General features: G+C 52.0%; 11 protein-coding genes. 6 read left to right on the top strand and 5 right to left on the bottom strand.

Going from position 1 to position 15,107, the window contains the following annotated elements; translation table 11 throughout:
* The first annotated feature begins 29 nt into the window (after positions 1 to 29).
* Together GW579_RS03820 and GW579_RS03815 are read left to right on the top strand one after the other, a co-directional pair.
* The gene (locus GW579_RS03820) at positions 30 to 2,207 is read left to right on the top strand and encodes a type I secretion system permease/ATPase (protein WP_152326372.1); all 2,178 of its coding nucleotides are present in this window, start codon (positions 30 to 32) and stop codon (positions 2,205 to 2,207) included.
* The gene (locus tag GW579_RS03815) at positions 2,207 to 3,382 is read left to right on the top strand and encodes an HlyD family type I secretion periplasmic adaptor subunit (protein WP_152326317.1); all 1,176 of its coding nucleotides are present in this window, start codon (positions 2,207 to 2,209) and stop codon (positions 3,380 to 3,382) included. Before GW579_RS03820 ends, GW579_RS03815 begins: the two co-directional genes overlap by 1 nt.
* Before the next feature lie 764 nt (positions 3,383 to 4,146).
* Here GW579_RS03815 and GW579_RS03810 read toward each other — a convergent pair.
* Entirely contained in the window at positions 4,147 to 5,256 is a 1,110-nt protein-coding gene (locus tag GW579_RS03810) for an HlyD/EmrA/EmrK family protein (protein ID WP_165057648.1), read from the bottom strand.
* 466 nt (positions 5,257 to 5,722) lie between these two features.
* Here GW579_RS03810 and evgA point away from each other — a divergent pair, with 466 nt between their 5' ends.
* Positions 5,723 to 6,355, top strand: a complete 633-nt coding sequence (evgA, locus tag GW579_RS03805; RefSeq protein ID WP_165057646.1) for an acid-sensing system DNA-binding response regulator EvgA — start codon at positions 5,723 to 5,725, stop codon at positions 6,353 to 6,355.
* A 4-nt stretch (positions 6,356 to 6,359) separates the two neighbouring features.
* On the top strand, positions 6,360 to 9,959 hold the full coding sequence (locus GW579_RS03800; protein WP_165057644.1) for a response regulator: 3,600 nt from the start codon (positions 6,360 to 6,362) through the stop codon (positions 9,957 to 9,959).
* Positions 9,960 to 10,148: 189 nt separating this feature from the next.
* Here the strand turns inward: GW579_RS03800 and GW579_RS03795 are convergent, their stop codons facing one another.
* Positions 10,149 to 11,600 carry an EAL domain-containing protein gene (locus tag GW579_RS03795; RefSeq protein WP_165057642.1) on the bottom strand — a complete coding sequence of 484 codons (1,452 nt, stop codon included), beginning with the start codon at positions 11,598 to 11,600 and terminating at the stop codon, positions 10,149 to 10,151.
* A 325-nt stretch (positions 11,601 to 11,925) separates the two neighbouring features.
* Between GW579_RS03795 and GW579_RS03790 the strand changes: the two genes are divergently transcribed.
* Positions 11,926 to 12,411 (top strand): helix-turn-helix domain-containing protein, encoded by a 486-nt coding sequence (locus GW579_RS03790; RefSeq protein ID WP_165057640.1) that lies wholly within the window; start codon positions 11,926 to 11,928, stop codon positions 12,409 to 12,411.
* Positions 12,412 to 12,416: 5 nt separating this feature from the next.
* On the opposite strand, the gene GW579_RS03785 is transcribed toward GW579_RS03790, so the two are convergent.
* On the bottom strand, positions 12,417 to 12,782 hold the full coding sequence (locus tag GW579_RS03785; protein WP_165057638.1) for a methionine-R-sulfoxide reductase: 366 nt from the start codon (positions 12,780 to 12,782) through the stop codon (positions 12,417 to 12,419).
* Between the two features lie 110 nt (positions 12,783 to 12,892).
* A complete protein-coding gene (locus tag GW579_RS03780) occupies positions 12,893 to 13,624 on the bottom strand; it encodes an SDR family NAD(P)-dependent oxidoreductase (protein WP_165057636.1) in 732 nt (243 codons plus the stop codon).
* A gap of 99 nt (positions 13,625 to 13,723) precedes the next feature.
* Here GW579_RS03780 and GW579_RS03775 point away from each other — a divergent pair, with 99 nt between their 5' ends.
* Positions 13,724 to 14,110: a winged helix-turn-helix transcriptional regulator gene (locus GW579_RS03775; RefSeq protein ID WP_165057634.1), complete on the top strand. Its 387-nt coding sequence runs from the start codon at positions 13,724 to 13,726 to the stop codon at positions 14,108 to 14,110.
* On the opposite strand, the gene GW579_RS03770 is transcribed toward GW579_RS03775, so the two are convergent.
* Positions 14,107 to 15,012 (bottom strand): LysR family transcriptional regulator, encoded by a 906-nt coding sequence (locus GW579_RS03770; protein WP_165057632.1) that lies wholly within the window; start codon positions 15,010 to 15,012, stop codon positions 14,107 to 14,109. The two genes, GW579_RS03775 and GW579_RS03770, sit on opposite strands and share 4 nt — an antisense overlap.
* Positions 15,013 to 15,107 lie beyond the last annotated feature (95 nt).

Here is a 15,107-nt window from a genome sequence, read left to right as displayed (position 1 = left end):
GAAGAAAGACGATTTAGGGAAGAATGATGATGAAAAAAGACACCATGTTAGAGAAAGGCTACACCGCGTGGCTCAGCGCCATGCTTGATATCGCGAAACACTACCGGCTGGATTACTCAGAAGAACACGTGAAAGCCACCGTTGCCTGGGAGATGGGCGCACCGGCAGACGTGATTCTTGATGAGATGGCGAAAAAACTGGGGCTGGGTCGCGTAACGCGTGATTTCCACCCGAACGATCTCGATCCGATGAGCGTGCCGTTCATCCTGACGCTCGATAACGGGCGGCTGGGCGTGGTGACACATCTGGATGCCAGCGGCCAGTGTGCGGTGCAATTCACCGAAGATCAGGGGCTTGAAACCACCCTGACATCAGAACAGCTGGCGGAACGCGCGAAAAGCATCACGCTTCTGCGTCCGCTGCACAGCATTCCCGATGCGCGCGTTGATAACTACATCAGGCCGTACAAGAAAAACTGGTTCTGGGATCTGGCGCTCAAAGACTGGCGTCGTTACAGCGACATCATGCTGGCCTCAATGATTGCCAACGTGCTGGCGCTGGCAGGCATGTTGTTTTCCATGCAGGTTTACGACCGCGTGGTGCCGTCGCAGTCCGTCCCGACCTTATGGGTACTGTTCGGCGGCGTGATGCTGGCGATTACCTTTGAATTCGTGATGCGCATGGTGCGCGTCCATATTTCTGACGTGGTAGGGAAACGCGCCGATTTGCGCATTTCCGACCGCGTCTTTGGTCGTGCGCTGCGCATTAAAAACAGCGCGCGCTCGAAATCCACCGGTTCCTTTATTTCGCAAATCCGCGAACTGGAATCCGTGCGTGAGCTGATCACTTCGACCACGCTCAGCGCGCTGTCGGATCTGCCATTCTTCCTGCTGTTCACGGTTATTTTGTGGATGATTGGCGGCCCGCTGGTGTTTGTGGTGCTGCTGGCGCTGCCTTTGCTGCTGATCCCCGGCATCCTCATCCAGAAACCGCTGGCGAAACTGGCAAACGAAGGGATGCGCGAATCGGCGGTGCGTAATGCCTCGCTGGTGGAAGCGGTGGAATCGCTCGAGGACATCAAACTGATGCGCGCCGAGCAGCGTTTCCAGAACCAGTGGAATCACTGCAACGAAGTGTCCGCCGAAATCAGCATGCGCCAGCGTTTTCTGACCAGCCTGCTGATGACCTGGACGCAGGAAGTGCAGTCGATTGTGTACGCCGTCGTGCTGCTGGTGGGTTGCTATCTGGTGATGCAGGGCGACATGACTACCGGTGCGCTGGTCGGTACGACCATTCTGGCGTCCCGGACCATTGCGCCGCTGGCGCAAATTTCCGGCGTGCTGTCGCGCTGGCAGCAGGCGAAGGTTGCGCGTAAAGGGCTGGACGAACTGATGCAACGTCCGATTGATCAGGAAAACGGCCAGAAGATGGTTCACAAGGCGCAGATCGCCGGTGAATACGCACTCAGTGACGCGGTGTTTTATTACGACGAAGAAGCCAAAGCAGTGAATCTGGCGATTTCACGCCTGAACATCAAACCGGGCGAAAAGATTGCCATTCTGGGCAAAAACGGTGCAGGCAAATCGACGCTCCTGCAAGTGCTGGCCGGGATGCAACAGGTTCAGCAAGGGCAGGTGGTGCTCGATAACGTTAACATCAAACAGATTGACCCGGCAGATTTACGCCGCGACGTGGCGCTGCACAACCAGCACGCCCGTTTGTTCTTCGGATCTGTGCATGAAAACATCACCATGGGCCGCCCGCAGGCGACGGACGAAGAAATCCATGAAGCGCTGGTCATCAGCGGCGCGCTGGCATTTGTTCAGCAAAAAGAGGATGGCCTGAACTTCCTCATTCACGAAGGCGGCGTCGGGCTTTCCGGCGGGCAACGTCAGGCGCTGTTGCTGGCACGTAACATCATCACGCAGCCGCAGGTTTTGCTGCTCGATGAGCCAACCGCGTGGCTGGACGAGATTTCCGAATGGAATCTGATTTCCCAGTTATCCACCTGGGGCAAAGACAAAACGCTGATTATCGCCACGCACCGTCTGGCGCTGCTGCAACTGGTGGATCGCATTATCGTCATGGATAACGGGCGCATTTCGCTCGACGGTAACAAAGAGGACATCCTGAACAAACACTTCAGGCCGAAAGGACAGACCGCTGCTGCCACTGCAAAACCGGCGGCAAGCAAGGAGGCATCATAATGAAACAGCGTAAACCCACAACCCGCCAGCGGGCTGAAAAATCCCTGCCGCGCTCGACCATTCTGGTCTGGTCGGTATCGCTGATGCTTTTGTGTTTCTTTCTGTGGGCGAATTTTTACACGCTCGATGAAGTCACGACCGGCACCGGTAAAGTGATCCCGTCGTCGCACGAACAGATTGTTCAGTCGCTGGAAGGCGGCATCGTGCACACCATCGACGTGCAGGAAGGCGAAGTGGTGGAACGCGGGCAGCGCCTGGCGCAGCTGGATCGCACCAAAACCGAATCCGGCGTACAGGAAAGCGTGGCGCGTTTGCATGCCGCGCTGGCGACGGCGGCGCGACTGACGGCGCAGATCAACAATACACCGCTGACGTTCCCGGCAGAGCTGGATGACGAACCGGAGCTGGTGAAATCAGAAACCGAGCTGTACAACTCCAGCCGTAACAGCCTGGAGAAACAACTTTCCGGCCTGAAGCAGGGCGTATCGCTTATCCGCCGCGAGCTTTCAATGACCACGCCACTGGTCAAACAGGGCGCGGCCAGCGACGTGGAAGTGCTGCGTCTGCAACGTCAGATTAACGAGATGGAAAGCAAAGCGACCGACCTGGAAACGCAATACAACGTGCGTGCCGGTGAGGAACTCGCCAAGGCCAATGCGGAGATCGAGGCGCAGCGCTCGGTGATTCTGGGGCGAAAAGATTCACTGAACCGCCTGGAATTCTTCTCGCCGGTGAAAGGCATCGTCAAAAATATCGACGTGAATACCGTTGGCGGCGTGATCCCGCCCAACGGCAAACTGATGACGCTGGTGCCGATTGACGACCAGATGCTGGTGGAGGCGCAAATCTCCCCGCGCGACGTGGCATTTATCCACCCCGGCCAGAAAGCCAAGGTGAAAATCACTGCGTACGATTACTCCATTTACGGCAGTTTTGACGGCGAGGTAACAACGATTTCCCCGGACACCATCCAGGATGAAGTCCGCCGCGACGTGTACTATTACCGCGTCAACATCAAAACGCACGCCAACTATCTGGAAAATAAACACAAAGAGAAGTTCTATATCTTCCCCGGCATGATCGCCACGGTGGATATCAAAACCGGCAATAAAAGCATCCTCGATTACCTGCTGAAACCGCTGAACAAAATGAACGAAGCGATGCGGGAACGTTAATGACTGAGTTGTGAGAAAGAGAAAACCCACGTGTGAGCGTGGGTTTTTTTATTGGGATTTGCTGCGATAAACTGCCTAAAGCCGGAAGGTAATATTGGCAATATCTCAGCATATTTATCATTGGGGAATCGCATAATTTACCTAAACAGGCCACTTCAGCTACATCACAGCCGTCATTTTTGGTCTTATCGAACACTTTTACGCAGACGTAATTCCTGAAAAAATAGAACAATTGCAACAGTCATGACAATTGCAAAGAAAATAATATTCGAGAAATCATAATTAAAAACAGTTGTGAATCTATCGTTGTTATATAGCTCGTTGTGTCTGTAGGAATATGTAGTGTAAATGGTATCGAATACTTCGCAGAATGACCCGATAGCGATAAAAAAGCAGGCCAGGAGATAGTTTGCTGTGTCCTGGTGTCTTTTGCGTCTTTTGGTGAATATTATTAATCCAATAAAGGCAGGGATAAAAAAGGCAATTAAGTCTGTGAAAGTGAAATGTAATAAAGTATGCATCGCTAAAAGTCCTTTTGTATTCATAAAAGGCTGGCTACTGTCGAGCCATCACGGAATATCCAGCATGAGTGCTGCCGTTTTCCATAACCTTTTTCGGGAACTATTATTATTCATAACAGACTCTTTTTCCTTCTTTTTATGACCAGACATGATCCTTTGTCTGTATCAAAGCAAGGTGGGGTTTGCGATGCACCTTTGCGGCATAAGTTGATGTTATCCCGACGCATTTCCTCCACATCACCCTCAATCCCCATACCGCCTGAACGCCCGCAGCACATTGATTCCTTTTCTCACCATCGCAAACAACGCATTCCTTGAGTGCGCGTCGAGCAGTTTCACTTTTGAAGAGATGCCGATCCGCAGCGGATACTGACTCATTTGCATCGGGTTGATGGAAATGCGCACCGGGATTTTTTGTACGTCGGCGATCCACTTTCCGGCGCTGTTCAGGGGGGGAATCGCGGTGTCGGCGTCGTCATCCCATCCTTCGACCTGTCCATCGAAAACCACGTTGTTGCCGTACATTTCCGTCACAATCGCCGCTTTCTGGCCGACGAGAACGCCGGAAAGCTGTGCGACGGTGAAATTAGCGTTTATCCACATCTGATCGGCAGGCACGATAGTCAGCAGCGTTTGTCCCGGGATGACTGTTAAGCCGGTATGCACGTTTCTTTGCGCGACATATCCGGTGACCGGGCTGCGGATCGCCGTGCGATCCAGCGCCTCACCGGCTTTCTGTAAGGCCTCTCTGGCCTGCAAAATCAGTTTTTGCCGGGCCATATCCGTCTCACGCAGCACCCGTAAATTCCGACGGTATTGCAGGATCGCCGCATCCAGCGAGGCTTTGCTGTTGTTGACGTTTCTGAGGGCCTGCTGGAGATCGTCTTTAGAAATCGCCGCAGGGCCTTTTGACTGTAACCGGCGGTGGTAGTCAATCAGCGCCTGTTGGTAGGTCATCTGGGCATTCAGGATGTGAGCATTATTCTGGCCGTCGGCGATGTAACGTTCCCGTGTTTCTTTTTCCGTTTCCAGCAGCGTTTCTTCGGCCTTTTTATAGCGGAGTATTTCGCCGGAATTATCCATGTGCAGGAGAATATCACCCTTACGCACGCGGTCGCTGTTGGTTTGTATAACGACCGCCACCCGTCCGTTTATCTCTGAGGATAGGGTGACCGGGTTTCCGGTAATGTAAGCGTCGCTGGTGCTGGGCATTTTGCGTAATGAAAAGTCCCGCCCGAGACAGCAAATAAAATACGGAACGATAATAACGATGACACAAAGCATTCGTTTTTTAATTTTTTGGTTCGGACGTTCCTTTCCGATATTAGCGACCATGCCGTGAAGTTCTTCCATGAGAAAGTTCATCTGTTCTTTCTAAACAGGAGGTGTTAAGAATATTCAGTCAGATTAATCACCGGTGCGAATTAAATACAGGGGACACATCGGAAACTTTTGCAGGGAATATCCTACACGTGAAGTCCATATGGCAGCGCAAGAAATTATTTCCCTTTAAAAACAAGCAATAAAATATCACCTTTACGATTTTTTAAACCTTTCCTTAACGGAGTGATGGCCGGGGAACACGCTTTTCTCTTATGTGATACTATTAGTCTTAATACCCGTGGAAATAAAAATGCGCAAACAGTAGAATTAATCCTTCGGATTACCCCTCATTACGGTGCATTATAATTATCGCCGAAACACGTTCATCTTCCTGCAGCACGTTATAATTACGCCATCTGTCATTGGGATGCGCGTTGTTCTGTGCATGACAGTGAGTGAGCCGGGGATCCGAAAATGTTTTTAATAAGGAGCTAAGATGAGTAAAACCAATAAGTTAAATGCTGTCATCGTTGACGATCATCCGCTGGCTCGTATGGCTATTAAAAACCTGCTGGAAAATGAAGGGATCACCGTCGTTGCGGAAGCCGGCGATGGCGCGCAGGCGTTGGATCTTGTCGGCGAACACAGCCCGGACCTGGTTATTGTCGATGTGGATATTCCGGTGATGAGCGGCATAGAAGTGGTGGAGAAACTCCGCAAGCAGGCGTTCAGCCGGATTATTATTGTGGTCTCCGCCAAGAACGATTTGTTTTATGGCAAGCGCAGTGCTGACGCGGGTGCGAATGCTTTTATCAGCAAGAAAGAGGGCATGACCAATATTATTGCGGCGGTCCATGCGGCGCAAAATGGTTACAGTTATTTCCCGTTATCATTGCAGACGTTTATGGGCAGTCTTTCGTCTGAACAGGAAATGTTGCAGTCGCTGTCGAGCCAGGAAATTAAAGTGATGCGCTATATTCTGAACGGTGATGACAATATGAAAATCGCATCAGAAATGTGTATCAGTAATAAAACCGTGAGTACCTATAAAAGCCGCTTAATGGAAAAGCTCAACTGTAAATCACTGATGGACCTTTTTTCCTTTGCGCAACGTAATGCAATCGGGTAACCGTATGATGACACGGGCCATTGTGGCGCTGTTTCTTCTTTTTGTCGCGAGTGCTCCGGCTCAATCCGCCAGCCCTGAACCCGCGACGCTTCAGCTCGCCAGCGATAATCAGGTGTTTACGCCTGCGCTGCCTTTGGGGCATTACGATCTGTTGTGGCTGGCAGCGAAACGTTCCCTGACGATTGCGGTATACGGGCAGGAAACGCCGCCGCTGAGCATGAATTCAACCACCGGACGTTACCGGGGAATGAACGCGGATTATCTGCTGCTGATGGAAAACTCACTACAAATCAAAGTGGTGATTAAGCATTACGACAGTCTCAGTGCAGCATTAACCGCGCTCAAGGCCGGTGAGGCGGATATAATTCTGACCTCGCCCGCCGGTGAAGCAGATCCGGACCCGGCGTTTGCCGTCTCGCTGCCGCTGATTCGGGCTTATCCGACGCTGGTGACGCGCCAGGCGGATGTCATGAAGCCACTTTCCAACGACAAGGACGACGTTTCGATTGCGATTAAGCAGGATTATCCGTCCGAACAGTTTATTAAGATGATTTTCCCGAAGGCGCACATTACGTCGTATGCGGATAATTATCTGGCGCTGGCGTCGGTGGCCAATAACGAAAACGACTATTTTTTTGGTAACAATCTGACGTCCAGTTTTATTCTGGTTCGCGATTTTTATCAGTCGCTGGAAATGGTGAAGTTCTGGCGTGAACCGCAGACCGGAAATCATTTCATTGTACCGGCCGGTCAGAAACAACTGCTCGGCATTCTCGATACCTTTATCAGCTCCCTGACTGAACAAACCCATAAACAGATTGCCCAGTCGTGGGTCGATACCGGCAATATTTCTTTTTTAAATAAAGCGATGAAGCTGACGCCGCGGGAAGAACGCTGGATTGCTAAACATCCGGTGCTGCGCGTGCTGATTAACCCGTATTATGCGCCGCTGAGCATGGTGGACGAGCATCAGGAAATTCGCGGGCTGCTCGGTGATATTCTGAATCTGATCCAGCTGCAAACCGGGCTGGTTTTCCAGCCGGTGATCGCCAATTCGAATACGGATATGGTGGATATCATGCGCAAAGGCGGCTGGGATGTGTTACCGACGGCAACATTCAGCGCCGAACGCGAAGAAGAAATGTTGTTCACGCATCCGTTTATCGCCACGCCTTTTGTGCTGGTGACGCGGGCGTCGTCGGAGCAAGACGATTTGCTTTTGCCGGGTTCAAAAGTGGCGATCCCGGCCTACCATCCGCTGACCGATAAACTCAAAAAGAAATATCCGGGCGTGGAATGGGTGATTGCTGAGAACACCAGTACCGCGCTCAGTAAACTGATGCTCGGGGATGTGGATGCGGTGGTGTCTACGCAGCTCGCGTCGCGGTTTATCATTGATCACTATTATCCGGGCACAATGAAATACACGCGGATTCCGGATGAACCTTCGGCGCAAATCGCCTTTGCGATCCCGCGGGAATCCTCTGAACTGCAAAGTATTCTGAATAAGGCACTGGACGATATTCCGCCGAAAGAGATCCTGAATCTGGCCGGAAAATGGACCAAAGCACCGGACGTGAAAATCGGCACCTGGAATCTGTATAACCGGCCATTTTATCTGGTGATCGGGCTGGCGGTTCTCCTGGTGATTACCAGCCTGCTGTGGGGGGTGTATTTGCTGCGTGCCATCGGTCGGGGCAAGGCCGCGCAGGCGGCGCTGAATTATCAGCTGACGTTCAGCCAGACGTTATCCAATTCCATTCCCGTGCCGGTGTATGTCATCACGCTCGAAGGCGAACTTGAAAGTTACAACAGCGCATTCAGCGAGTTCTTTATTCCTGATCTGCGCGGTTCGATGAATTATTCCCTGTTTGACCGCCGCAGCCCATTGGCAGACGTTTTTCACGCGGTTCAGCCGGACATTCAGCGCGGCCTGAAACCCGGCCATGTGATCACGCATTCGCTGACGCTCAATAATGGCGGCGGGAATCGCCAGATCCTGCACTGGCTGACGCTGTGTCTCATGCCGGAAAACCGGCCTGCGATTTTGATTTGTGGCTGGCAGGACATCACGGAGTCCCGGCAGTTGATGAAAGCGTTGCAGGTTGAGAAAGACAAAGCCATCGATGCGAATCAGGCTAAAAGCCAGTTCCTGACCAGTATGAGCCATGAAATACGCACGCCGGTCAGCTCGATCATGGGCTTCCTGGAGCTGCTGACCACGCGCAAACAAAGCGCGGAAGAAACCCAGGAAGCCATTCAGCTGGCCTACAGCACGGCACAAACCCTGATTGCGCTGATTGGCGACGTGCTGGATATGGAAAAAATTGAGTCAGGCAATTTCACGCTGACGCCGGAATGGGTCGATCTGGAACCGGTGATTAACGCCACGGTCGCCAATTTTGAAGGGCTGGCGCGGCAGAAAAACTTGCGGCTGACGGTCGATTGCCGCCTTGAAGACGGCAAAACGCTCTGGCTCGATCCGCAGGCGGTGAAGCAGGTTTTGTCAAATCTGCTGAGTAACGCCCTCAAATTTACCACCGAAGGCGGCGTGGACGTGATTGCCCACACGCAGGCGATGGGTGAAGAGCGGGTTTATCTCACGCTCAGCGTGCGCGACACCGGCGCGGGGATCAGTCATGACGAACAGCAACTACTGTTTAAGCCGTTCAGCCAGACGGATGCGGGTAAACGGCAGATTGGATCCGGCCTCGGGCTGGTGATTTGCCGCGAAATGGTGGAGCGCATGGCGGGGCAGATCAGCATTACCAGCCAGCCGGGCATGGGAACCACCATGATAGTAACGCTGGTCACGCAGACCTCGGACAACGCGCCTGCGGTGCCGCTGATTGCCGAACAGGAAGCGACGCGGCCAGCCGCGCTGCGGATTGTGATTGCCGAAGATAACCCGACCAACCGTCTGTTGCTGCGCCGTCAGCTGGATATTCTCGGGTATCACGTCGATGAGGCCGAAGACGGCCTGCATGCACTGAATCTCATCAAAAATCTGGATTACGATCTGCTGATTACCGATCTGAACATGCCCAATATGGACGGCATCACGCTGACCAGGCGGGTGCGTGAGCTGAATCAGAACATGGTGATCTGGGGGCTGACCGCCAATGCGCAGACGGAAGAAAAAGAGCGCTGTCTGGCGGCCGGTATGAATTTGTGCCTGTTCAAACCTATCGACCTGCAACAGCTCAAGGCCGCGCTCAGCGGCGTGAATATGCCGGAGGACGGGCCGCCGCTGGATGCGTTTATCGACATGCCCACGCTGGAAGCGCAAAGCCTCGGCGATAAAAAACTGATGTGTCAGATGCTGGAGCTGTCGCGGATTGAGAACGACAAAGACGTGGCGGCGGCTGTTCAGGCGCTGGCGCGTGAAGAGTGGGAATTGCTGCAACATCATCTGCACCGCATCAACGGAACGATGCAACTTCTGGGCGCGACAGTTTTGTATGAACTGGCTGAAACGCTGGAAAATCAGCTGGCCGCCGGGCTGCATCCGCCTGCGCTGGAAAAAGGTGTATTGCAGCTGGAGCAGCAAATTCAATCGCTGAATGCGGCCATTGAGGCGTATTCCCGTTCTGTGCGCCATTAATGACTGAAGTCCCGGCGGCCACTGATGCCGGTGGTTATGACAAAAGCTCCCCGGTTCTGATGGACGGCACGAAAACCAATCTGCGTACCATCACCACGGAAACGTCATGGTTCGATCCGCGGCTCTGGGTGTTGTGTCGCCCGTCGACGTTGCAGGAAGAGAAGGCATTCCCTTTGGGGGATGCCTTTTTTACGGGAGGGGATTCCGTGTGTTTTGGAAAAAAGTGGCTATCTCAACCGGCTTCGAGAAGAAGAATCCCTGAAAATGCGTCGCGCCCATTTCGGCCAGTTTCTCCTTTTGCGACGCGGTTTCCACGCCTTCTGCAATGGTCATGCAGCGCATATCCTGCGCGATAGCAATAATGTTGCGCACAATGGCTTCTTTACTGGCGTCGGTTTCAATACCCGACGTAAAGACTTTATCAATCTTGATATAGTGCGGGCGAAACTGCATCAGATAGCGGTAATTGGAATTCCCCGTACCAAAATCATCTATCGAAATCTGCACACCCAGCGCGTCGAGCCGTTTACACAACGCCTGAGCAACGTGCGTATCTTCAACAGGTTCCCTTTCCGTAATTTCCAGTCCGATCTGCCAACCAGAAAGCGGCGTTTTTCGCCTGAATTCCCGACATTCTTCCAGTAAATCGTGATTGATAAAATCAGCGGCGGAGACATTAAAAAATAACGTCATATCGCGGGCGGGAATAATGCCAGCGGAGTTGAGTGCGTCCGCTACATGACGTAATCCCGACTGCGTTATCCGGGTAATCAGACCATTTTGTTCTGCCAGCGGAATAAACTGATCAGGGGGAATATGACCCCGCTGCGGATGTTTCCAGCGCATCAATACTTCGCCGCCGACGGTATTACCGCTTTCCGCTTCGATTATCGGCTGAATAAAAGGAATGAGTTCATTTTTATCCAGCGCTTTCTCAAGCATAAACAATAATGTATTACGCTGGGAAAGTGTTTTAGACGTGAATGTCGAGAGCAGGGCGGAGAGTAAAAACGTCAGGAAAACCCCTGACTTTTCTTCGTGCCAGATGTCTTTCAACAATAAATTCGGGCTAACCGGCGCGACCGGATTTGCGCTGATCTGATACTGATACTCCGGGGAGAAATAGCGCAATGAGGCGGTAGGGTCCCGGTGCGTCAGAACCTGACCCGCCGCGTTAAGCGTCAGGCCATTCAGCGTCATCTGGTAATCCGTGCGCCTGTCGTTAATCTTCAGTTTGTATTGCAGATAATAACCGTCGATGCCCACCATCACGCTCTTGCCTGCATGTACGGCGTGGTAAATCAGAAGCGACCGGTAGGGCGTGAGCGCATTGCCGTCCATCAGGGAGAAGCCTGCGGGCGGCGTGCTTTGGGCAGCCAGTCTGAAGTACTGAGCCCCGAAAACAGAGGAGCAATAAATCTCGTTGCCCCTGAGCAGGCTGACCGTGCGGATATCGGGAGTGGTCGCGACGATTTTGCGAATACCGGTTTGCGTGGCTGCATCGCATTGACCGGCCAGAAGGTGCGCTGCGGCGTCACTGGCGATCCTGGCATGGGTGAGAACGCGATCAATTTCGTCGCGAATGATAAGAACGTTTTTTTCAGCTTCTTTTTTCTGGCTGAATTTCATCTTTTCTATCACAATCCATCCGCCCGCAAGATTAATGCTGACAAACATAATAAAAGTAATAGAGAGTCGGTTGCTAAGACGCATGTGTTACCCGTTTTAATATTCGGGCGACAGTTGTAAGCTATTTTTCCTAAATAACAAATAAACAATGAGTGGCTTTAACGCTATTTCAGATTGTGGCTACGCCTGTAAGAAATCCCCCACGTAATAATCATCTTATGCTGATTTGTTTACTTGAAATATTATGAAAAAATTAACTTAATCTGTAAATATAAAAACAGGTTAATGACTGACGATCGGGATCGTAAACGGACAGCAAGAAAAAAAAGGAATTACTATGGACTCGCCATGCATTATTCTTTCCGAAGATAATTTTTTCAATGCCGGATTAAAAGCGATGTTTTCATCCAATACGTTTGGTGCCGGTTATGTCATTGTCGACGTGGAGTCGACCCGTCGTTCGCAGGTGGAACAGTGCTTATCTCAGGGTAAGAAAGTTTTCGCTTTTATCGACAACGACTTTGATTATTACGCGTTATGCCATCTGGAGAACGTGATTTTCATCGACAGGCGCAGCGGGATCAGCGAAGTGCTTTCATGCCTGTCGCTGAACCATGCGCATTTCAATTACCGCGTAAAAGCCAAACTTTCCGAACGTGAAGGCGAAGTGTTGTCCTGTCTTCAGGAAGGATTAGATACCCGGCAGATCGGCGAACGTCTGGGCGTGAATATTAAAACCATCTACGCCAGCCGTTCCCGCCTGATTAACAAAATGCAGGCCGGGAACCGCATCTATCTGTACCGGAATATTGCGCGGTTGTGAGGGCGTTACTCTTCCCCGACGCTTTCAAAATTCAGGGACACGGAGTTCACGCAGTGTCTCAGGTTTTTCTCGGTTAAATACTCGCCTTCAAACACGTGGCCCAGATGCGCCTGACACGTGGCACAGACGATTTCGGTTCTGCGTCCGTCAGCATCAGGAACACGTTCAACGGCTCCCGGAATTTCATCATCAAAAGACGGCCAGCCGCAGTGGGATTCAAATTTGTGCTCTGAGGTATACAGCGGCGTTCCACAGCGTTTGCAGACATAGCGGCCTGGCGAAAAATGCTCATTGTAGACTCCCGTGTGCGGGCGTTCTGTCCCTTTGTCTTCAATAACAAAGCGTTCAAACTCGGTGAGGTCATTTTTCATGGAATTCATTCCTGTTAAATTTCGTGTTGCGACTATCATTTTATTTTACAACCGCAACACCCCAGTGACAATGCGGTTTGATCAGGCAACGTAAAAAGAATGTTTCCTTGTTAAACCTGGGTCAGACCGCCATCCACGCAAATCTCGGCACCGGCGATATAGCTGCTTTCGTCACTCGCGAGGAACAATGCGGCACTGGCAACTTCATCAGGTTTACCTAACCGGCCCAGCGGGATGGCGTCAGTTAACCCACGGCGTAATTCCTCCGAGGCAGCGGCCATCATTTCAGTATCGACAGGGCCCGGCGCAACCACGTTAATACGGATGCCGCGTGCAGAAAGTTCGCGTGTCCAGGTTCGTGCAAAAGAACGTAACGCCGCTTTACTGGCGCTGTAAACGCCATATCCTTGTGTGCCAATCACATCGGCAATTGACCCCACGAGCACAACGCTGGCACCGGGTTTCATCAGCGGAAGTGCTGCCTGTAAAGCAAAAACCGGCGAGCGCACATTGAGGCTAAAAATTTGTTCAAAATGCGCTGCGCTGATGTCATCAATCGTGGCGTATTCGGACATTCCAGCGTTGATGACCAGCACATCAATCCGGCCAGATTCAGCCTGAATCGTCTGCATAATGCGGGTTAACTCGCTTAACTGGCTCACATCTGCGCGCAGCGGGATCCTGGTTCCTGAAATTTTGCCGTCAGCGGCCACAAGCTCTTCTTCACGCCGCGAGGTAAACCAGGTTGTCGCACCTTCGCTGGCAAACCGCTGGCTAATCGCCAGACCAATACCTTTCGCACCGCCCAGTACCACGGCCACTTTGTTGTCTAAATTGCCCATCTTTATTCTCCTGTTTGGTTGGAAAACAGATGATATAAAATTTATACTAAATAACAATTACGCACTTTGTTTATATCAGGTATAGAGGAGTATATCGTCTTGGCAGAAATCGATGGTAACAGCTTGAGAGATGTAGGAAAAACGCGTCCGGTGCTTGAACATATCACCAATAAATGGTCGATTTTAATTCTCACAGTGCTCTGTACCAGACCTTCGCGTTTCAACGAAATACGCCGCCGGCTGGATGGCATCACGCATAAAGCGCTGGCGGACGCTTTAAAGCGGCTCGAGCGAAATGGCCTGGTTAATCGTGAAGTGCTGCCCACCTCGCCGGTCGGTGTGGAATACAGCCTTACGCCGCTGGCGCAAACATTGCAGCAGCCATTTATCGCGCTGTATGACTGGGCGCTGGCATACGGCCCGGCTCTGGAAAGAGCACAGGCGGACTACGATCTTGTGCATGCAGATGAGGCTCAGGAGGTTTAAGAAGCGCGCGCGCCCATCGCTTTGCGCCATAACGAAGGAAGCGCGTCAATTAATGCCCCGGTGACGCGTTGTTTCGCCGCGCCGGGTTGCCAGATCGCGACCATCGTAATGTCCAGCCCCTGATTACCCACTTCACATTCCATCGCCTGCACGGTTTTCCAGCGTGAAGCCTGAAAATGTGTCGGTAAGAATCCCCAGCCCTGTGCGTTTTCCAGCAGGTAGCGCAGGGTAGAACGTTCATTGACGTACAACGTTTGCCCGGATATTTGCAGACTGCGGGTGATTTGCTCGTCGTGTGCTTTGTGCATGACGACCTGCGGAATAAGCGACAGATTCAGCAACGTCAGCGGGCGTTGCTGGCGTTGAAACAACTGTGCGGACGCGTAGAAATCAAGCCCGATGTTGCCCAGCGCCCGCCACTCCATGTCTGTTCCGAGTGCACGGTAATTGGCCTGACATACGGCAACCTGCGCTTTACCACTTTTTAATGCGGCTTCAGCTTCTTCACGGGAAGCGCTCCAGGCACTGAAACACAAGCCTTTTTTAGCCATTTCAACGATCACCGCTTCGATAAATGCCGGCGAAACGAAAGGGTCGTACACCATAACCAGCTCCTGGCGTTCCGCATCCGGTAAGGATTGGGCATAAGACTCAAAAGCCTGCGCCTGACGCAGCAGCAAATGTGCTTGCCGGTGCAATTGCTGGCCTTGTTCGGTCAGGATTAATGTGCGGCCCTGGCGCACAAAAAGCGTATAGCCCAGCGCGTCCTCGAGGTAATCCAGCAGATCGCGCACCGTGGTGCGATCCTTTCCCAGCAAAAGGGCGGCTTTGGATAAACTTCCTGATCCCGCCACGCAGGCAAAGGCCTCAATTTGCGAGAAGGAATAACGTAAGGCAGACATAAACTCTTCCAGTTCATCAATTTATAGGGGGATTTTCCCCCATAACGTGATTTCTTCAAGGGGTTTTTCCTTTCTATACTCCGGTTTTCTGATAC

The sequence above is a fragment of the Rahnella contaminans genome (assembly GCF_011065485.1).
Classification (GTDB): Bacteria; Pseudomonadota; Gammaproteobacteria; order Enterobacterales; family Enterobacteriaceae; genus Rahnella; species Rahnella contaminans.
Note: the sequence above shows the minus strand (reverse complement) of the source record. Positions and strands in the feature narration are given on the sequence as shown.